General features: G+C 71.0%; 19 protein-coding genes. 9 read left to right on the top strand and 10 right to left on the bottom strand.

Going from position 1 to position 18,147, the window contains the following annotated elements:
• Positions 1-5: 5 nt before the first annotated feature.
• The gene (locus GWK15_RS02860) at positions 6-578 is read left to right on the top strand and encodes a nucleoside 2-deoxyribosyltransferase (protein WP_168038847.1); all 573 of its coding nucleotides are present in this window, start codon (positions 6-8) and stop codon (positions 576-578) included.
• On the opposite strand, the gene phoB is transcribed toward GWK15_RS02860, so the two are convergent.
• The 7 genes from phoB to GWK15_RS02825 form a co-directional block, all read right to left on the bottom strand.
• The gene (gene phoB / locus GWK15_RS02855) at positions 551-1,267 is read right to left on the bottom strand and encodes a phosphate regulon transcriptional regulator PhoB (protein WP_168038845.1); all 717 of its coding nucleotides are present in this window, start codon (positions 1,265-1,267) and stop codon (positions 551-553) included. The genes GWK15_RS02860 and phoB overlap by 28 nt on opposite strands.
• Before the next feature lie 5 nt (positions 1,268-1,272).
• Complete coding sequence (gene phoU / locus GWK15_RS02850) at positions 1,273-1,989, bottom strand: phosphate signaling complex protein PhoU (protein WP_168038843.1); 717 nt, start codon at positions 1,987-1,989, stop codon at positions 1,273-1,275.
• Between the two features lie 20 nt (positions 1,990-2,009).
• Positions 2,010-2,843, bottom strand: coding sequence for a phosphate ABC transporter ATP-binding protein PstB (pstB, locus tag GWK15_RS02845; protein WP_168038841.1), 834 nt, complete (start codon positions 2,841-2,843; stop codon positions 2,010-2,012).
• Positions 2,844-2,860: 17 nt separating this feature from the next.
• Positions 2,861-3,754, bottom strand: a complete 894-nt coding sequence (gene pstA, locus GWK15_RS02840) for a phosphate ABC transporter permease PstA (RefSeq protein WP_168038839.1) — start codon at positions 3,752-3,754, stop codon at positions 2,861-2,863.
• 4 nt (positions 3,755-3,758) lie between these two features.
• A complete protein-coding gene (pstC, locus tag GWK15_RS02835) occupies positions 3,759-4,730 on the bottom strand; it encodes a phosphate ABC transporter permease subunit PstC (protein ID WP_168038837.1) in 972 nt (323 codons plus the stop codon).
• A gap of 61 nt (positions 4,731-4,791) precedes the next feature.
• A complete protein-coding gene (gene pstS, locus GWK15_RS02830) occupies positions 4,792-5,811 on the bottom strand; it encodes a phosphate ABC transporter substrate-binding protein PstS (protein ID WP_168038835.1) in 1,020 nt (339 codons plus the stop codon).
• A gap of 180 nt (positions 5,812-5,991) precedes the next feature.
• Positions 5,992-6,777, bottom strand: coding sequence for an enoyl-CoA hydratase-related protein (locus tag GWK15_RS02825; protein WP_168038833.1), 786 nt, complete (start codon positions 6,775-6,777; stop codon positions 5,992-5,994).
• Positions 6,778-6,894: 117 nt separating this feature from the next.
• Here GWK15_RS02825 and GWK15_RS02820 point away from each other — a divergent pair, with 117 nt between their 5' ends.
• The 4 genes from GWK15_RS02820 to GWK15_RS02805 are packed head-to-tail and all read left to right on the top strand — an operon-like array spanning position 6,895 to position 10,389.
• Positions 6,895-8,598, top strand: coding sequence for a gamma-glutamyltransferase family protein (locus tag GWK15_RS02820; RefSeq protein ID WP_168038831.1), 1,704 nt, complete (start codon positions 6,895-6,897; stop codon positions 8,596-8,598).
• A gap of 38 nt (positions 8,599-8,636) precedes the next feature.
• On the top strand, positions 8,637-9,338 hold the full coding sequence (locus tag GWK15_RS02815; protein WP_245211386.1) for a DUF1194 domain-containing protein: 702 nt from the start codon (positions 8,637-8,639) through the stop codon (positions 9,336-9,338).
• Position 9,339: 1 nt separating this feature from the next.
• A complete protein-coding gene (locus GWK15_RS02810; protein WP_168038829.1) occupies positions 9,340-9,930 on the top strand; it encodes a histidine phosphatase family protein in 591 nt (196 codons plus the stop codon).
• A gap of 51 nt (positions 9,931-9,981) precedes the next feature.
• Positions 9,982-10,389, top strand: coding sequence for a carboxymuconolactone decarboxylase family protein (locus GWK15_RS02805; RefSeq protein WP_168038827.1), 408 nt, complete (start codon positions 9,982-9,984; stop codon positions 10,387-10,389).
• Here the strand turns inward: GWK15_RS02805 and GWK15_RS02800 are convergent.
• The gene (locus GWK15_RS02800) at positions 10,380-11,516 is read right to left on the bottom strand and encodes a mandelate racemase/muconate lactonizing enzyme family protein (protein WP_168038825.1); all 1,137 of its coding nucleotides are present in this window, start codon (positions 11,514-11,516) and stop codon (positions 10,380-10,382) included. The two genes, GWK15_RS02805 and GWK15_RS02800, sit on opposite strands and share 10 nt — an antisense overlap.
• 106 nt (positions 11,517-11,622) lie before the next feature.
• On the opposite strand from GWK15_RS02800, the gene GWK15_RS02795 reads away from it, so the two are divergent.
• Both GWK15_RS02795 and GWK15_RS02790 read left to right on the top strand, forming a co-directional pair.
• Complete coding sequence (locus tag GWK15_RS02795) at positions 11,623-11,829, top strand: hypothetical protein (RefSeq protein WP_168038823.1); 207 nt, start codon at positions 11,623-11,625, stop codon at positions 11,827-11,829.
• Complete coding sequence (locus GWK15_RS02790) at positions 11,826-13,238, top strand: amidase (RefSeq protein ID WP_168038821.1); 1,413 nt, start codon at positions 11,826-11,828, stop codon at positions 13,236-13,238. The genes GWK15_RS02795 and GWK15_RS02790 overlap by 4 nt, the downstream gene beginning before the upstream one ends.
• 6 nt (positions 13,239-13,244) lie before the next feature.
• Here the strand turns inward: GWK15_RS02790 and GWK15_RS02785 are convergent, their stop codons facing one another.
• The gene (locus GWK15_RS02785) at positions 13,245-13,934 is read right to left on the bottom strand and encodes a hypothetical protein (RefSeq protein WP_168038819.1); all 690 of its coding nucleotides are present in this window, start codon (positions 13,932-13,934) and stop codon (positions 13,245-13,247) included.
• Positions 13,931-15,553, bottom strand: a complete 1,623-nt coding sequence (locus tag GWK15_RS02780; RefSeq protein ID WP_168038817.1) for a thiamine pyrophosphate-dependent enzyme — start codon at positions 15,551-15,553, stop codon at positions 13,931-13,933. Before GWK15_RS02780 ends, GWK15_RS02785 begins: the two co-directional genes overlap by 4 nt.
• Before the next feature lie 175 nt (positions 15,554-15,728).
• Between GWK15_RS02780 and GWK15_RS02775 the strand changes: the two genes are divergently transcribed.
• Together GWK15_RS02775 and GWK15_RS02770 are read left to right on the top strand one after the other, a co-directional pair.
• Complete coding sequence (locus GWK15_RS02775) at positions 15,729-17,189, top strand: circularly permuted type 2 ATP-grasp protein (RefSeq protein WP_456306828.1); 1,461 nt, start codon at positions 15,729-15,731, stop codon at positions 17,187-17,189.
• A complete protein-coding gene (locus GWK15_RS02770; protein WP_168038815.1) occupies positions 17,189-18,130 on the top strand; it encodes an alpha-E domain-containing protein in 942 nt (313 codons plus the stop codon). Before GWK15_RS02775 ends, GWK15_RS02770 begins: the two co-directional genes overlap by 1 nt.
• Positions 18,131-18,147: the final 17 nt, after the last annotated feature.

Raw genomic sequence — 18,147 nt, 5'->3', positions numbered from 1 at the left:
TGCGCATGCGAGTCTACCTCGCCGGTCCGGAAGTCTTCCTGCCCGACGCCCTCGAGGTGGCGGCGGCTAAGAAGCGCGTCTGCGCGGCGCATGGGCTCGAAGGGGTCTTCCCGCTCGACCCGCCGCCGCTGCTGCCGCCGGGCGAGCGCCCCTACTGGCTGCGGATCTACCTCGGCAACGAGGCGCATATCCGCGCCTCCGATGCGCTCATCGCGAACCTCACGCCCTTCCGCGGGCCCTCGGCCGATGCGGGGACGGTGTTCGAACTGGGCTTCATGCGGGCGCTGGGGCGGCCGGTGATGGGCTACAGCAACCGGGCGGCGGATTTCCTCGACCGCACGCGGGATTTCCTCGGCGCCGCGGCGCGTCCGCGCTCGGATGGCGGCTGGGAGGACCAGGACGCCATGGGCCTCGAGGATTTCGGCCTCGGCGACAACCTGATGATCGACGGCGGCATCGAGGCCGCCGGCGGCGCCTTCGAGCGCGCGGACGCGCCGTCCGACCGCTGGCGGGACCTCGCCGCCTTCGAGCGTTGCGTGATCCGCCTGGCTCAGTGGTCCTCGGCGTCGAGCGCGTAGCCGGCCGAACGCACCGTCCGGATCAGGTCCACCTCGTCGTCGCCGTTGATCGCCTTGCGCAACCGGCGGATATGCACGTCGACCGTGCGCGGCTCGACATGGATGTCGCGGCCCCAGACGGCGTCGAGCAATTGCTCGCGCGAGAACACCCGCCCGGGATGCTGCAGGAAGAATTCGAGCAGCCGGTATTCCGTCGGCCCCAGGTGCAGCGGCTTGCCGCCGCGCGAGACGCGATGCGCGTCCTGGTCCATGGAAAGGTCGCGATAGGCCAGCGTGCCCTTGGCCGCGACCCCGCCGGACCGGCGCAGCAGCGCGCGGATGCGGGCGAGCAGCGCGTCCATCACGAAGGGCTTGGCGATGTAGTCGTCCGCGCCGGTGTCGAGGGCGCGGACCGCGTCCTGGTCCTCGGTGCGCGCCGTGACCATGATGATCGGCAGGTCGCGCGTGTTGGGCCGCCGTCGCAGTTGCCGGCAGACCTCGATGCCCGACAGCGCCGGCAGCATCCAGTCGAGCAGCACCAGGTCGGGCCGCGCCTCGGACACGCGCAGCAGCGCCTCCTGCCCGTCGGCGGCTTCCTCGACCTTGAAGCCCTGCTTCTCGAGGTTGTAGCGCAGCAGGGTCATCAGCGGCGCCTCGTCCTCGACCACGAGGATGGTCGGCTTGGCGAGGGTGGAATAGGCCTCGGCCATGGCGGCTAGTCTCCGGCCGGGCGCACCACGGCAAAGGCCGACTGGTCGGCCTTGGGGCGCTCCTCGGTGATGTTGTCGCCGCGGACGGCGTAGTAGATGCGCTCGGCGATGTTGGTCGTGTGGTCGCCGATCCGCTCCAGGTTCTTCGCGATGAACAGCATGTGGGTCGCTGCGGAGATGTTGCGCGGGTCCTCCATCATGAAGGTCAGCAGCTCGCGGAAGATGCCGTTGTAGATGGCGTCGACGGGTTCATCGGCTTCCCAGACGCGCCGTGCGGCCTCGGCATCGTTGTTCACGAAGGCGTCCATGGCCGCCTTGAGGTTCTCCTGCACCAGCTGCGCCATGCGCTCGAAGCCCGCGAGGCTGCCGATGGCGGGCAGGGAGGCCAGCACCACGGCGCGCTTGGCCGCGTTCGACGCGTAGTCGCCGATGCGCTCGAGGTCGTTCGAGGCCTTCATCGCCGCGATGATGACGCGCAGGTCCGCCGCCATGGGCTGGCGCAGCGCGAGCAGGCGCACGCAATAGGCTTCGACCTCGCGTTCCAGCGCGTCGATCTGCGCGTCGCGGCCGACCACCTCGGTCGCGAGGTCGGTGTCGCGGCGCACCAGGGCGCGCGTCGATTCCGCGACCTGGCGCTCGGCGAGGCCGCCCATGCGCGCCACCATATCGCGCAGGCGCCGGAGTTCCTCGTCGTAGCTGCGGACGATGTGTTCGTTGGGCATGTCGTGGTCCTTCCCGCCGCTCAGCCGAAGCGGCCGGTGATGTATTCCTGGGTCTTGGGATGCTTGGGCGCGGTGAACATCTGCACCGCCGGCGCCACCTCGATCAGCTCGCCGAGGTAGAAGAAGGCCACCTGGTCGGCGCAGCGCGCGGCCTGCTGCATGTTGTGCGTCACGATCACCAGGGTGAAGTCGCGCTTCAGCTCGTCGATCAGCTCCTCGATCTTGAGCGTCGAGATCGGGTCGAGCGCCGAGGTCGGCTCGTCGAACAGGATGACCTCGGGCCGCACCGCGATGGTGCGCGCGATGCACAGGCGCTGCTGCTGCCCGCCCGACAGGCCGAGGGCGGAGGCGTCGAGCCGGTCCTTCACCTCGTCCCAGATCGCCGCGCGGGTCAGGGCCCATTCGATGCGCTCGTCCATCTGGGACTTGGACAGCTTCTCGTGCAGGCGGATCCCGAAGGCGATGTTCTCGTGGATCGTCATCGGGAAGGGGGTCGGCTTCTGGAACACCATGCCGACCTTGGCGCGCAGCGCATTGAGGTCGGTGTCGGGGGCGATGATGTTCTCCCCGTCCATCATCACCTCGCCCGTCGCGCGCTGGCCGGGATACAGGCTGTACATCCGGTTCAGCACCCGCAGCAGCGTCGACTTGCCGCAGCCCGAGGGGCCGATCATGCCGGTGACCTGGCGGTCCGGGATCTCGAAGTCGATCCCCTTCAGGGCCCGGTTCTCGCCGTAGAAGAACTCGAGGTTGCGGATGGAGATGCGCGAGGCGTTGATCGCCTCCTCCGAGCGTGCCTGCACGCCGCCGAAGCCCTTGGTCCCGGTCTCGGTGGTTTCGGCCGTGATGGACATGGTGCCGTTCCTTCCGGTCACTTGCGGCCGCGCAGCACGCTGCGGGCGAGGATGTTGAGGCCGAGCACGCCGAGGGTGATCAGCAGCGCGCCGGCCCAGGCGAGCGCGATCCAGTCCTCGAAGGGCGAACCGGCATAGGCGTAGATGGTCACCGGCAGGCTCGCCATCGGCCTGGTGAGATCCACCGACCAGGCGTTGTTGCCGAGCGAGGTGAAGAGCAGCGGCGCCGTCTCGCCCGCCACGCGGGCGACGGCGAGCAGGATGCCGGTGATGATCCCCGACATCGCCGACTTCCAGCAGACGAAGACGATCATCTTCCACTTCGGCGCGCCGAGGCCGATCACCGCCTCGCGCAGCGTGTTCGGGATCAGGGAGAGCATGTCCTCGGTGGTGCGGACGACCACCGGGATGACGATGATCGCGAGCGCGGCCACGCCAGCCCAGCCCGAGAAGCCGCCGAAGGGCATCACCAGGATGGTGTAGACGAACAGGCCGATCAGGATCGACGGCGCCGAGAGCAGGATGTCCGAGACGAAGCGCACCAAGTCGCCGAACCTCGACCCCCGCGCATATTCCGCGAGGTAGGTACCGACCAGCATGCCGACCGGCGTGCCGATCGCGGTGCCGAGCGCGGCCTGCATCAGGCTGCCGACGATCGGGTTCAGCAGCCCGCCCTCCGAGCCCGGCGGCGCGGTAACGCGGGTGAAGATCGAAAGCCCCATCGCCTCCGAGCCCCGATAGGCGAGGGTCAGCAGGATCGAGGCGAGGAAGGCGAGGCCGACCAGCATCGCGACCAGGCCCAGGATGCGGACGATCGCATCCACCCGCCGGCGCCGGCGGCCAAGGGCGGCGGCGACCTTGAGGTCCTTGCGCGGGCCGGGATGGATGCCGGCGCCGATGGTGATGCTCATGGCGTCAGGCCTTCAGCCGCGAGCGCAGCAGGTAGCGCGAGGCGGCGAGCACGAGGAAGGAGAGCACGAAGAGGATGAAGCCGAGGGCGAGCAGCGAGGCGAACTTCAGGCTGCCGGCCTCGCTTTCCCCGAATTCGAGCGCGACGAGGGAGGCGATGGTGTTGCCGGGCCCGAACAGGGATGTGCTGATGCGGTTGGCGTTGCCGATGACGAAGGTGACGGCCATCGTCTCGCCCAGCGCGCGCCCGAGGCCGAGCATGATTCCGCCGACTACCGAGACCCGCGTGTAGGGCAGGACGACGCTGCGCATCACCTCCCAGGTCGTGGCCCCAAGGCCGTAGGCGCTTTCCTTGTAGACCGGGGGAACCTGCTCGAAGACGTCGCGCATGGTCGCCGCGATGAAGGGCAGGATCATGATCGCGAGGATGAAGGACGCGGTGAAGATGCCGGTGCCGAAGGGCGCGCCCTGGAACAGGAAGCCGACCAGCGGCAGCTCGCCCACCGTGTCGATGATGGTCGGCTGGATGTAGTGCGCGAAGGCCGGAGCGATCACGAAGAAGCCCCACATGCCGTAGATGATCGAAGGCACCGCCGCGAGCAGTTCGATCGCCGTGCCGACCGGCCGGCGCAGCCAGGGCGGTGCCAGTTCCGTCAGGTAGAAGGCGATGCCGAAGGCGAGCGGGACGGCGAGCACGATCGCCAGCACCGCGGTCACGACGGTGCCGTAGATCGACACGCCGGCACCGAAGACCTCCTGCACCGGGTCCCAGTCGGTGGACCACACGAAAGGCAGGCCGAAGGCGCGGAAGGCCGGCAGGCCGGCGAGGAACAGCTCGACGATGATGGCGCCGAGCAGCAGCAGGACCAGGACGGCTGCGCCGCGGCAGGCCCATTCGAAAAGCACGTCCCCGACATTGCCGCCGCTGCGGCGTGTGGTAGCGGGGGGGTGTGTCGCGGCGGTTGCGGCCTGGCTCACGGCGTCTGCCTGTCGTCAGGGTGGGGCGGGGCCCGGCGGTCACCGGGCCCCGCGATACGGATCAGGCGCCGAACTGCGTCCGCCATGCGGCGCGGACGGCGGTCTTCGTCGCCTCCGGCAGCGGGATGTACTCGAGTTCGCGGGCCAGGGCATCGCCGTTGGCATAGGCCCAGTCGAAGAACTTGCGCACGTTCTCGTTGCGCGCCGCGTCCGTCGGGTTCGTCGGCAGCAGGATGAAGGTCGGCGCGACGATCGGCCAGGAGGCGTCGCCACCCTGGTCGATGATATTCGCCGCGAAGCCCGGCACCGACCAGTCCGCGTTCGAGGCGGCGGCGATGAAGGCTTCCATGGTCGGCTTCACGAAGTGGCCGGCCTTGTTCTTCAGCTGCGTGGTTACGAGGTTGTTGCGGCTGGCATAGGCGTTCTCGACATAGCCGATGCCGCCGCGCGTGTTGCGCACGCCGCCCGCCACGCCCTCGTTGCCGCGCGCGCCGTTGCCGACCGGCCAGCGGACCGAGGTCGCCGCCCCGGGGCCCGAGCGCCAGTTGGCCGCGGCCGCCGAGAGGTAGGAGGTGAAGACGAAGGTCGTGCCCGAGCCGTCCGCACGATAGACCGGCGCGATGGCGAGGGACGGCAGCGTCACGCCCGCGTTCAGCTCCACGATGCGCGGGTCGTTCCAGCGGGTGATGCGGCCGAGGAAGATGTCGGCGAGCACCTCGCCGGTCAGCTTCAGCTGCTCGTTCTCGATCCCCGGAACGTTGATGATCGGCACGACCGAGCCCATCACCGTCGGGAACTGCAGCAGGTTGCCCTCGGTGAGCTGCTGCTGGTTCAGCGGCGCGTCGGTCGCGCCGAAATCGACGGTGCGGTTGCGGATCTGGTTGATCCCCGCGCCCGAGCCGACCGACTGGTAGTTCAGCTGCAGGCCGGTCGCCGCGCGGGCCGCCTCGGCCCACTTCTGGTAGATCGGGTTCGGGAAGGACGCTCCGGCGCCCGTGATCTGCGCGCCCTGGGCGCGGGCCTCGAGAACCGGAAGGCTCAGCGCCGCCCCGGCGCCGAGAAGGAAGGACCGCCTGTTCACAGCGTCTCACTCCGTCAGTGGTAGAAGCTGCGCCGTCCCGGCCGGGACGGCGCGTGGCCGGCTTCTAGGCGGGGCGAAAGACCTCCCGATTGCAGTTTTGTGAAAGAACGATGACGGCGCCTCCGACAAGCGCGGGGCTTGTCGGAGGATCGGCGTCGGCAACCCCTGGTTGGGGCGTGGTCACTTGTACCAGGCGGGCCGGCGCTTTTCGCGGAACGCCGCGAGGCCTTCCTTCCCCTCGGCCGAAGCCCGCTGCATCCAGGATTCGTGGGCGAGCAGCGACATCTCCCGCGCCGAGAGCTTGAGTCCGTTTGCGCCCAGGAACGAATCCTTGGTCATGGCGATGGCGCTGGGCGAGGAGAGCATCGTCTGGTCGATGATCTCGGCGAGTCGCGCATCGGCCTTGTCGGCGTCGACGACTTCATGGACCAGGCCGATGCGCAGCGCCTCGGCGGCGTCGAAGCGTTCCCCGGTGATCGCATAACGGCGCGTCTGCCGCAGGCCCATGGCGTGGACCATGTGCGTGCTGATCGGGGTGGGGGCGACGCCGACGCGCACTTCCGTCAGGCCGAAGATCGCGGCCGGTGTCGCGATGGCGACATCGACGCAGCACACCACGCCGCAGCCGCCGCCGAAGCAGGCGCCATGCACCAGGGCGAAGGTGGGCTTGGGGAATTCGTTCAGCTTCTGCATGGCGGTGGTGGTCGCCATCGACGCCGCATAGGCCTGCTCCGGCCCGTAGGTCGCGGCCTTGGCCAGCCAGTCGAGATCCGCCCCTGCCTGGAAATGCTTGCCCGCACCGCGGATCACCAGCGCGCGGACCTTCGGGTCGTCGTGCAGCGCGTCGAGGCCCTCGATCAGCGCGGCGAGCAGGTCCTCGTCATAGGCATTGCCCTTGGCGGGCTTGTTGAGCGTGGCGGTGGCGATGCCGCGGTCGTCGATCGACAGCAGGACGGGCTTGGCCATGGCGGTTCTCCCTTCGAACGGGCGCATCCTTGCCGCCGGGACGTGCGCCGCCAAGCCGCCGTTGACGCATGGCCGAAGCGCGCCGAGGCTCTCCCCGCCTTTCGGGAGGAGCCTCCGATGACCTCGACGCGCCCCACGCTGTCCGGCCCGCGCCACGCCATCTCGGCCGGCCATTACCTGGCCGCGAATGCCGGCATGGCGGTGCTTGAGGCCGGCGGCAACGCGGTCGATGCGGGCTGCGCGGCCGGCATCGCGCTCGGCGTCGTGCTGCCGGACCTGGTGAACGTCGCGGGCGTCGCGCCGATCATGATCCGCATGGCGGACGGCACGGTGGAGACCATCGCGGGCCTCGGCCACTGGCCGCGATCCCTGCCGCCTGACGTCTTCATGCGGGAGCATGGCGGGAAGATCCCGAACGGCGTCCGCCGCACGGTCGTGCCTGCGGCGCCGGATGCCTGGATCACCGCGCTCGAGCGCCACGGCACGATGGGCTTCGGCGAGGTCGCGCAATACGCGATCCGCTACGCGGCCGAAGGCTTCGCGGTCTTCCCGCTGCTCGCCGAGACGGTGGCGCTGCATGTCGACGACTACGCGAGGTACCCCTCCAACGCCGCGATCTACCTGCCGGGCGGCAAGCCGCCGGTGGTGGGCGAACGCTTCGTGCAGTCCGACCTCGCGCGCACGCTGACCTACATGGTCGACGAGGAACGCCGCGCGGCCGCCAAGGGCGGGCGGATGGCGGGCCTCGCCGCCGCGCATGCCGCCTTCTACCGCGGCGACATCGCGCGCGAGATCGTCCGCTTCATCCAGGCCGAGGGCGGCTTCCTGTCGATGGAGGACATGGAAGGGTTCCGCTCGCGCCTCGAACCCGCGGTCGCCAAGCCCTGGCGGGGCCATACGCTTCTGACCTGCGGGCCGTGGTGCCAGGGGCCGGCGCTCGCCCAGGCGCTGCTGCTGATGGAACGCGCCGGCTTCTCGGACATGGCGCACAATTCCGCCGACTACCTGCACCTGCTGACCGAATGCGTGAAGGCGGCGATGGCCGACCGCGAGTACCATTTCGGCGATCCGCTGTTTACCCAGGTGCCGGTGGAAGGGCTGCTCGCGCCCGATCACCTCGATGCGCGGCTGCGCCAGATCGACCCGCAGCGGGCGCACCCGACGATGTACGAACCGCTGCTCGGACGCGGAACGCCCGCTGTCGGGCCGCAGCGCGCGGACCTGCCGAAGGTCGAGGCCGACACCTCGTACGTGGCCGTGGTCGATCGCTGGGGCAATGCCTTCAGCGCGACGCCGTCCGACGGGTCGTGGAATTCGCCGGTTGTCCCGGGGCTCGGCATCGTGCCGTCGAACCGTGGCAGCCAGTCGCGGCCCGACCCGGCGCATCCCTCGGGCGTCGCGCCGGGGAAGAGGCCGCGCCTGACGCCCAACCCGGCGATGCTGGTCACCGAGGATGGCGGCGTCATGCCCTTCGGCACGCCGGGCGGGGACGTGCAGATCCAGGCCATGCTGCAGGTCATGCTGAACGTCTTCCACTTCGGCATGGAGTTGCAGGAGGCGATCGAGGCGCCGCGCCTCGCCTCCTATGCCTTCCCCTCCTCCTTCGCGCCCTTCGACTACTTCCCCGCGCGCATCGCGGTAGAAGCCCGCGTGCCGCAAGACGTGCGGGACGACCTCGCCGCGCGCGGGCACGAGGTGAAGGAATGGCCGGAGATGACCTGGCTCGCCGGCAGCGTGGAGGCGGTGATGTCCGACCCCAAGGCGGGGCTGGTGCGCGCCGGGGCCGATCCGCGCCGCCCGGCCTACGCCATCGCCGGATGAGGCTTGCCTGGCGCGCGCCGCGCGCCATGTGACCGGTCATGAAACGATACGCCATGCCGCGCCGGGCGGTGTTGGGCCTGCCGGGCGTGATTGCGCCCGGCCTCTCCGCCGCTGAGGCGACGCCCGAGGTCGACCTGCTGCTGGTCCTCGCGATGGATGCCTCGGGCTCCATCGATGCGGACGAGTTCCAGCTCCAGCGGGAGGGCCTCGCGGAATCCGTCACGCACCCGGCCGTGCTGGCGGCCATCGCCTCCCAGCCGCGGCAGGCCATCGCGGTGGCGATGGTCGAATGGGGCAGCCCTGGCGGCGCAGCGACGGTGGTGGACTGGATGGCGGTGCGCGACGCGGCCTCGGCGGCTGCCCTGGCCGCGGCGATCCGTGACGCGCCGCGATCCCGCCAGTCCTACAACGCCATCGGGGACGCCATCGCGCATGCCACGGCCCTGATCGCCGCAGCACCCTTCCGCGCCGAGGAGAAGGTGATCGACGTCGCCGGCGACGGGCCCGACATGCGATCGATCCTGCCGGCGCCCGAGGCGCGCGACCGCGCCGTCGCCGCCGGCATCACGGTCAATGGCCTTGCCATCGAGGTGGCGCCCGTCACGCGTCGCGGCGAAGCCCTGCGCGCGACCTATGAGCGCGAGGTGATCGGCGGCCCCGGCGCCTTCGTCATCGCCGCCGAGACGCGGCAGGATTTCGCGCGGGCGATGCGGGCCAAGCTGATCCGGGAAATTGCCTGAGATGCGCCTGCCGCGACGCGCACTTGCGCTGCTGGTGGCCACGCCGGCCGCGGCCGCCGTGCCGGATTGGGTGGCGGAGCTGCGGCGCGGAGGCTTCGTGCTCTACATGCGCCACGGCGTCACCGACCGCAGCCAGGTCGACACCGGTCGGCTCGGGGACGGGGCTGGGCAGCGGAACCTCTCGGCCGCCGGCGTTCGGCTGGCGGGGGAGGTATCCGACGCCATCGCGCGCCTCGGCATCCCGATCGGGCTCGTGCGGTCGAGCCCGGTGTTCCGTGCTTCCGACACCGCCGCGATCATCGCGCGCGGACAGCCGGTCGAGGTCACGATGGACCTGGTCGCAGACGACTACACCGCCGACATCCCGGCCGCCGTCGCGGGACTGCGGCGGGCGCTGGCTGCGCCGCCGGCGCCGGGGACCAACACGCTGCTGGTCGGGCACATCCAGAAACTGGCGATGGTGCTCGGCCGGTCGGTCGCGCAGCAGGAATTCCCCGAGAACGGGGTCGCGGTCTTCCGGCCGGAACCCCCCGCCGGCTTCGCGCTCCGCCGGATCCTGGCGCCGCAGGACATCCTCGCCGCCGCCGGTTGACCCGGTACGGCCGCCGCGCCCAGGCTTGCGGCCGGATGAGGGGGATCAGCCATGGCCGATGAGGTACTGGAGGCCGCGGTCGCGCGCGGCATCGCGAATTTCGAGGCGACGACCGGCCGCGTCCCCGACGCCTTCCGCCTGCTGCTGCAGCACGCGCCGGGCGCCTTCGCCGGCTACGGCCTGCTCCGCGAGGCCGCGATGCGCGCGCCGGACCAGGGCGGGGCGCTCGACATCAAGACCAAGGAACTGATCCTCGTCCTGCTCGACGTGCTGGTGGGCGCGGTGGACGGGGCGAAGGTCCACGCCGGCAACGCGCTCCGCCAGGGGCTGACGCTGCCGGAACTCGCCGAGGGGCTGGTCCAGTGCATCCTGGTGGGCGGCATCACCACCTGGAACCGCGCCGGGCGCCAGGTGATGGAACACGCCGCGGCGCTGGCCGAGGCCAGGCATCAGACGTAGCCCGGCCCCTCGATGGGCGGATGCGCCTCGAGGAAGGCCTCGTCGATCTCGACGCCGATGCCCGGCGTCCGGTTCGGCAGGACGTTGCCGTCGGCGCCGATCGTCCAGGGCGTGCTGCCGAGCTCGTCGCGGAACTTGTTGGCCTTGGAGATGTCGGCCTCGAAGTAGCCGGCATTCTCGATGGCGGCGAGGAAGTGGATCGAGGCCGCCTGGTTCACCCCGGTCATCGAGGAATGCGGGTTAACCGGGATCTTGAAGGCGGAGGCCATGCCGGCGATCCGCAGAGCCTCGGTGATGCCGCCGCATTTCGACAGGTCGGGCTGCCAGATGGTGATCACGCCGTCCTCGAGCACGCGGGTGAATTCGAAGCGGGTGAAATGGTTCTCCCCGGCGGCGAGCGGCGTCGCGCCGTAGCCGCGCGCCTGCGCATAGAGATGGTGGTCGTGGGCGGGGAAGGGTTCCTCCAGCCAGCCGATGTTGAGCCGGTCCATCTCCGGCATCACCTGGCGCACTTGGTCGATCGAGTAGCCGATGTTGGCGTCGGTCAGGATGGCGAGGTCGTGGCCGAAGGCGTCGCGGACCGCTTCCATGCGCGCCACGTCGTCCTTCACCGTGTCCCCGACGCGCAGCTTCACCGCCTTGTAGCCGGCCTCGATATGCGGTGCCGCCTCGTCGATCAGCGCCGCGGGGTCCTGGTAGCCGAGCGCCACGCCCCCGGCATAGGCCGCGACCGGCCGCGCCGCTCCGCCGAGCAGCTTGTACAGCGGCAGGTTCAGCGCCTTCCCCTTGGCGTCCCACAGCGCCATGTCGATGCCCGACATCGCCATGGCGCAGGCGGCACCCATGCCGTGGCTCGCCAGCTGGTACTTGTAGATGCGCGCGTTGATGCCCGTGGTGTCGAAGGCATCCATGCCGAGGATGAGGCTGCGCAGCGTCGTCTCGATCAGCTTCGCGATGGCGGTGTGCGCGCGGCCGTGATGGCTTTCGCCCCATCCGACGATGCCGTCCTCCGTGATGACCTTCACCATCACCGCGTCGCGCTTGATCGCCTGGCCGATGCCGAGGCGCGGTCCGCCCTGCGGCAGCGGGAAGGAGGTCGGGAAGGCCCGGATGTCGACGATCTTCATGGCGGCGTTTCCTGTTTCGTTCGATTGAGGCTGCCAGCCGGGCACGGGGTTTGCAAACCTGCGCCCGGGGACTCTGCCGCGCCCCGCGATTGAGGAGAACGACCGCATGGCGACCGACCCCGTCCCGCAGATCGAGGAGGCGATCGGCCTCTGGACCGGCGTGCAGTGCCCCAACGAGGCCGGCCGCCGCGGCCTCGAGGATTTCTGCGCCCTGATCAAGGAGTTCGAGGCGCTGCGCGGCACGATGGTCTTCGAGGACGAGCCCGCCACCTTCGAGGCCGCGCTGCGCGCCGAGGCGGAGCCGGAGGCATGAGCGACCTCGCCCTGTTGTCGGTCACCGAGGCCGCCGATGCCTTCGCCAAGGGCGAGGCAACGGCCGAGGCCATGGTCCGCGCCTGCCTCGCCCGCATCGACGCCTTCGACGCGGAGGTGAACAGCGTCGTCCGCCTCGACCGCGAGGAGGCGCTCGCCGCCGCTGCCGCGCAGGACAAGGCGCGCGCCGCGGGGGCCGCGCTCGGCCCGCTCGCCGGCGTGCCGATGATGCACAAGGACATGTACTACCGCGCGGGCCGGGTCTCGACCTGCGGGTCAGCGATCCGCCGCGACTTCGTGCCTTCGGTGACGGCGACCGTGCTGCGGCGCCTCGATGCAGCGGGTGCCATCGACATGGGCACGCTGAACATGGCCGAGTTCGCGCAGAACCCGACCGGGCACAATGCGCATCACGGCGACTGCCACAATCCGTGGAACCTGCCCTATTGCACGGGCGGGTCTTCCTCGGGATCGGGTGCGGGCGTCGCCGCGCGGTTCTTCGCGGCCGCGCTCGGGTCCGACACCGGCGGGTCGATCCGCCTGCCGGCCTCGATCTGCGGCGTGACGGGCATCAAGGGCACGCAGACGCGGGTGCCGCGCACCGGGGTGATGCCGCTCTCCTTCTCGATGGACAATGTCGGGCCGCTGACGCGCACGGCGCGCGATTCGGCGCGGATCATGGGCGTGATCTCGGGGAAGGATCCGCTCGACCCGACCAGCGCGCCGGAACCGGTGCCGGATTACGAGGCGGCGCTGACCGACGACCTGCGCGGCCTTTCCGTCGCCGTGCCGCGGGAATGGTTCTTCGAGAGCGCCGATCCCATCGTGGTCGCGACCTTCGAGGCCGCGCTCGAGGTGCTGAAGTCGCGAGGCGCGACGGTCACGCGGGTGTCCTGTTCGTCGCTTCGGGCGATCGGCACCTATGTCGCGGTGGTCAGCCGGGTGGAGGCTGCCACCATCCACGCCAACTGGATGCGCGAGCATCCGGGCGACTACTCCGTCCATCTCTCGGGGCGGCTCTATGGCGGCTACGCGATCCCCGGGACCCACTACCTCGAAGCGCTGTCCCGCCGCGGGCCGCTGCTGCGGCAGTTCTGCGCCGAGGCCTTCGCGGGGCATCACATCGTCGCCACGCCGACGCTGCGCATGCGCGTGCCGACGCTCGCCGAGACCGACATCGACGCCGACCCGGAGGCGAACTGGGCACGGCACATGGCGGTGTCGGCGAATACCCGGCCCTTCAACTATCTGGGCCTGCCGACGGTGAGCATCCCCTGCGGCTTCGACGATCGCGGCCTGCCCGTTGGGATGCAGATCACGGCGCGCCCCTTCGCCGAGGCCCGTGCCCTGATGGTCGCCGACGCCTTCCAGCGGGACACCGACTGGCACGCGCGGGTGCCGGCGCTGTAGCGGGTCTCAGCCCGGGCCGAGCGGCGGCGTGCGGTCGAAGACCGGCGGGGCATAGGCCTCGCCGGTCCAGCGATGACGGCTGACGGGCGCGTTGTTGCGTACGTCCCGCACGACGAGGTCGGGCATGCCGCCGGGCCGGCCGCCGCCCGGCACGACGCGCCAGCGCCGCTCCCATCCCGTGCGCTGGCCGCGGGGGCCGGTCTCGCTGTGCGCGGCGCGGAGCAGGCTCGCGAAGATCGGCCGCAGCGCCGTGCCGTCGCGGACCAGCAGGTGCAGCGCCTCGGTCGAGGTGCTGCGGCCGGTCGAGGTGTAGGAATTGGAGAGGCGCACCGCGATCACCCGCTGCCCGCCGAGCGGCGCGAGGTCGTCGATGTCGATCAGGCAGGACCAGAGCGGGTCGATGGTGAGGGGTTCGACGGTGACAGGCCCGGCCACGACCTGCGGCGCGCCGCCCTCGCCGTCGCGCATCAGCGCGACCCGGATGTCCTGGCCATCCGGCACGACCACGACGAAGATGCCATCGGCGTCCGGCCCCCAGGCCTTGAAGGCGGAGCAGGCCATCTCGCCGCGCCCGCCATCCGCCGTCTGGCTGAAGAGAAGCTGCGTCGCCGCCCGCTCCTCGAGCGCCTGCGCCGCCCGCACGGGCAGCGCGAGCGCGGCGAGCAGCGGCAGCCGACGGCGCAGCAGGGCGGTCAACCCCGCAGCGCCTTGATCTGTGCCGGATAGCCGGACGGATCGACGGCGACGTCGATCAGCACGGGGCCCTTGGCCGCGCAGGCCTCGGCGAGGGCGGCGGCGTATTCGGCCTCCGTCGCCGCGCTGAGGCCGATGCCGCCCAGCGAGCGCATCACCCCCGCGAGGTCCGCCCGCGGCCAGCCGAGCGCGCCGTCATGCAGGTCCCGCGCATCCTTCTTGATGTCGATCAGCGAGAGCGTCGCGTCGTTGAAGGCGATGACGACGACATGCGCGCCCTGCACCGCGGCCGTCGCGAGCTCGCCGAGCCCCATCAGCAGCCCGCCATCGCCGGTGAAGGCGAGCGCCCCGCGCGCCGGGTCGTAGAGCGCCGCGGCGAGGGCGGCCGGCAGCGCGAAGCCCATGGTGGCGAGCCCGTTCGAGATCAGCAGGTCGCCCGGCCGCGAGCATTGCCAGTACGTCGTCGCGGGGAACATGTGCGCGCCGGCATCGACCGCGACGCGCGGATCGAAGCCGGCCTTGCGGCAGGCCTCCTGCGCGATCTCGACGACGCGCTGCGGACCGATCCCGGCGCCTCGCTTCGGATCGTTGGCGAGCGCGGCCAGCCAGCCCTCGCGCAGCGCCGCGATCTCGGCCGCGGTCCAATCGGAGCGCGCCGCGCCCTCGGCCAGCGCCGCGACCGCCGGGGCGAGCGCCCCCGAAACCGCCGCCGCCGGCGTGGTGTAGGGCAGGGCGCGCGGCGCGGTGGCGAGCTCGATCACCGGCACGGACCAGCGCCAGGGCTTGGAGATGAATTCCACCGGGTCGGCGCCCACCAGCAGGATGGCATCCGCGCGGTCCATGACCGGGCCTTCCGCCGCGCCGCAGGTGAAGACGCCGGCGAAATGCGGATCGGCATCCGCGACCACGCCCTTCGCCTTGTAGGTGACGAGCGCCGGGCAGCCGAGCGCGGCGACGAGGGCGCGGATTTCCGCCGCCGCCTCGAGCGCCTCGAGCCCCGCGACGACGACGGGACGCCGTGCGCCGGCCAGCACCTTGCGCGCTGCGGCGATGGCGGCGGAATCGGGCCGCGGCGCGGCGGGGCGGGACAGGGCGGCCGGCAGGGCCGCGGGCTGGCGCGCGGCGCGGCCCGTCAGTTCGATCAGCGCCGCACCGCGCGGGGCGGCGAGGGCAGCCTCGATCGCGCGATGCGCGGCCTCGTCCGCCGCCATCTGGCCGACCGACAGCTGTGCCTTGGTCACCGGGGCGAGCATCGCCGCCTGGTCGAAATACTGGTGCGTCGCGTAGGCGCGCTCCGGCGCCGCGAAGCCGTCGGCCAGCAGCACCACCGGCGCGCGGTCGAGCGCGGCATGCGCCATCCCGTTCGCCGCATTACCCACGCCCGGGCCGCGGGTGCAGAGCGCGAAGCCCGGCGTGCCGGACAGCTCGGCCTCGGTCGCCGCCATGATCACCGCGGAGGATTCGTGGCGGGCCAGGACGAAGTCGAGCCCCTGTGCCTTGGCCGCCGCGATGAGGTCGAGGCTCGACCCGCCCCCCGGCACGCCGTAGAGCCGCCTGGTCCCGGCGCCGGCGAAGGCGGCGGCGATGGCATCGGCTGCGGTGGTCAGGGCTGCGTCGTTCATGCGGGTCCTCCGGCGTGTCGGCCGGAGGATAGGCGGGGAGCGCCTTGCCCATAAGGGGGCACGCCGCGCCCGGATAATGAGCAGGTGCCGTCTGCGCGCGCGATCGGATAGCCTTGCCGGGCTTGCGCTGAGGGGCCCCGCCCGGCGAGGCTCGCAGACGGAGGACCACGCGCAGGTGACCACGACGACCCCCGCCTTCGATGAAATGTCGGCCGACGGCCTCGTCCGCGGCCCCTATGCGGAGATTGCCCGCTGGCTCGCGGCCACGCCCCAGGGGGCGCTGGAACGACGACGCCGGGAGGCCGAGCTGCTGTTCAAGCGGATCGGCATCACCTTCGCCGTCTATGGCGAGGGCGGCGACCCGGAGCGGCTGATCCCCTTCGACATCATCCCCCGCATCCTCGCGCGTGCCGAATGGGATGCCCTGTCGCGCGGCCTGGTGCAGCGGGTGAAGGCGCTGAACCTCTTTCTCCTCGACGTCTATGGCGCGCAGGAGATCGTCAAGGCCGGCAAGATCCCCGCCGCCCTGGTGCGGGAGAACGAGGCCTTCCGCCCCGAGATGCAGGGCTTCGTCCCGCCCGGGGGCGTCTACACCCATATCGCCGGCATCGACGTGGTGCGCACGGGGCCGGGCGATTTCTGGGTGCTCGAGGACAATTGCCGCACGCCCTCGGGCGTGTCCTACATGCTGGAGGGACGGGAGGCGATGCTGCGCCTCTTCCCCGACCTCTTCGCGCGGCACCGCATCGCGCCGGTCGGGCATTACCCCGAGGAACTGCTCGAGACGTTGAAATCGGTCGCCCCGCCCAACTGCCGCGGCCTGCCGCGCGTCGCGATCCTCACGCCGGGTTCCTACAACAGTGCCTATTACGAACACTGCTTCCTCGCCGACGAGATGGGCGTGGAGGTGGTCGAGGGTCCGGACCTGTTTGTCGAGGACGACGTGGTCTACATGCGGACCACGACCGGGTCGCAGCGCGTCGACGTGATCTACCGCCGCATCGACGACGACTACCTGGACCCGAAGGTCTTCCGGCCGGAAAGCGTGCTCGGCGTGCCGGGGCTGATGGCGGCCTACAAGAAGGGCAACGTCACGCTGGCGAACGCGCCGGGCGGCGGCATCGCCGACGACAAGGCGATCTACCCGTATGTGCCCGAGATGGTGCGCTTCTACCTCGGCGAGGAGCCGATGCTGTCCAACGTGCCGACCTACCTGTGCGAGCGGGACGAGGATCGCGCCTATGTGCTCGACCACCTCGACGAGCTGGTGGTGAAGCTGACGCACGGCTCGGGCGGCTACGGCATGCTGGTGGGCCCGCACAGCACCGCCGAGCAGCGCGCCGAATTCGCCGCGCGCATCAAGGCCAAGCCCGCCGAGTACATCGCCCAGCCGACGCTCGCCCTGTCGACCGTGCCGACGCTGGTCGAGAAGGGCATCGCGCCCCGCCATGTCGACCTGCGCCCCTTCGTGCTCTGCGGGAAGGAGGTACGGATCGTCCCCGGCGGGCTGACCCGCGTCGCGCTGCGCGAGGGTTCGCTGGTGGTGAACTCTTCCCAGGGCGGCGGCACCAAGGACACCTGGGTGCTCGAGGACGACCCCGCGGACATCGCCAGGCCGGCGGGGGAGGCAGGCTGATGCTGAGCCGCACCGCAGACAGCCTCTATTGGCTCGGCCGCTACATCGAGCGTGCCGGCAACAACGCGCGCGGCCTGCAGGTCGCGCTGCGCATGGCGAGCCTGACCCGCGACGTCGCCCAGCGCGACAGTGCCTGGCGGGCGCTGCTCATCGCCTCGGGCTGCGAGCCCGGCTTCCGCGAGACGGGGCAGGAGGCGACGCAGGAAACGGTCGTCCGCTACCTCGCCGCCGATCCGTCCAACTCCTCCTCGATCATCTCCTGCATCGAGGCGGCGCGGCGCAATGGCCGCCAGGTCCGCACAGCGCTGACGGTCGACATGTGGGAAGCCGTGAACGAGACCTGGTCCGAGGCGCGCCGCAGCACGGAGCAGACCTTCGCGACCGACAACCTCCCGGCCTTCCTCGATTGGGTGAAGAGCCGCACCGTCCTGTTCAACGGCGCCTATGCCGATACCATGCTGCGGGACGAGGCCTGGCGCTTCGTCCGCCTGGGCACGATGCTCGAACGCGCGGACAACACCGCGCGCGTGCTCGACGTGCATCACCACGCCCTGGGCGGGACGGAGGAGGATGGCGCGGTCGGCTACCTGCAGTGGCAGGCAATCCTGCGGTCGGTCTCCGCGCTGCGCGCCTATCACTGGGTCTACCATTCGCGGCTGGAATCCCGGCGGATCGCGGAACTGCTGATCCTGCGCCCGGAACTGCCGCGATCGATGGTCGCCTGCTACGGCCGCATCGAGGAGACCCTGGACGGCATCGCCGCCTCCCATGGCGGGCGGAAGGGCGAATGCCATCGCCTGGCGGGCGAGATGCACGCCCGGCTGCGCTTCGGGCGGATCGCGGATATCATGGCCGGCGGGTTGCACGACTTCCTCACCGCGACCATCGACCGGAACCTCGAACTCGGGCGGCAGATCCAGGACTTCTACCTGCAGGCCTGAGCGCCGCGGAGGCGCGC

It is taken from the genome of Neoroseomonas oryzicola (genome assembly GCF_012163135.1).
Taxonomy (GTDB): domain Bacteria; phylum Pseudomonadota; class Alphaproteobacteria; order Acetobacterales; family Acetobacteraceae; genus Neoroseomonas; species Neoroseomonas oryzicola.
This window is presented reverse-complemented; position numbering and strand designations above follow the sequence as displayed.

What these genes read in the sequence shown, in the direction of transcription:
- GWK15_RS02790 (WP_168038821.1), top strand. Translation starts at nt 11,826, where the DNA reads ATGAGCGACCTCGCCCTGTTGTCGGTCACCGAGGCCGCCGATGCCTTC.
- GWK15_RS02860 (WP_168038847.1), top strand. Translation starts at nt 6, where the DNA reads ATGCGAGTCTACCTCGCCGGTCCGGAAGTCTTCCTGCCCGACGCCCTC.
- pstA (WP_168038839.1), bottom strand. Translation starts at nt 3,754, where the DNA reads ATGAGCATCACCATCGGCGCCGGCATCCATCCCGGCCCGCGCAAGGAC.
- GWK15_RS02820 (WP_168038831.1), top strand. Translation starts at nt 6,895, where the DNA reads ATGACCTCGACGCGCCCCACGCTGTCCGGCCCGCGCCACGCCATCTCG.
- phoU (WP_168038843.1), bottom strand. Translation starts at nt 1,989, where the DNA reads ATGCCCAACGAACACATCGTCCGCAGCTACGACGAGGAACTCCGGCGC.
- GWK15_RS02810 (WP_168038829.1), top strand. Translation starts at nt 9,340, where the DNA reads ATGCGCCTGCCGCGACGCGCACTTGCGCTGCTGGTGGCCACGCCGGCC.
- GWK15_RS02795 (WP_168038823.1), top strand. Translation starts at nt 11,623, where the DNA reads ATGGCGACCGACCCCGTCCCGCAGATCGAGGAGGCGATCGGCCTCTGG.
- phoB (WP_168038845.1), bottom strand. Translation starts at nt 1,267, where the DNA reads ATGGCCGAGGCCTATTCCACCCTCGCCAAGCCGACCATCCTCGTGGTC.
- GWK15_RS02805 (WP_168038827.1), top strand. Translation starts at nt 9,982, where the DNA reads ATGGCCGATGAGGTACTGGAGGCCGCGGTCGCGCGCGGCATCGCGAAT.
- GWK15_RS02815 (WP_245211386.1), top strand. Translation starts at nt 8,637, where the DNA reads ATGAAACGATACGCCATGCCGCGCCGGGCGGTGTTGGGCCTGCCGGGC.
- GWK15_RS02825 (WP_168038833.1), bottom strand. Translation starts at nt 6,777, where the DNA reads ATGGCCAAGCCCGTCCTGCTGTCGATCGACGACCGCGGCATCGCCACC.
- pstB (WP_168038841.1), bottom strand. Translation starts at nt 2,843, where the DNA reads ATGTCCATCACGGCCGAAACCACCGAGACCGGGACCAAGGGCTTCGGC.
- GWK15_RS02780 (WP_168038817.1), bottom strand. Translation starts at nt 15,553, where the DNA reads ATGAACGACGCAGCCCTGACCACCGCAGCCGATGCCATCGCCGCCGCC.
- GWK15_RS02800 (WP_168038825.1), bottom strand. Translation starts at nt 11,516, where the DNA reads ATGAAGATCGTCGACATCCGGGCCTTCCCGACCTCCTTCCCGCTGCCG.
- GWK15_RS02770 (WP_168038815.1), top strand. Translation starts at nt 17,189, where the DNA reads ATGCTGAGCCGCACCGCAGACAGCCTCTATTGGCTCGGCCGCTACATC.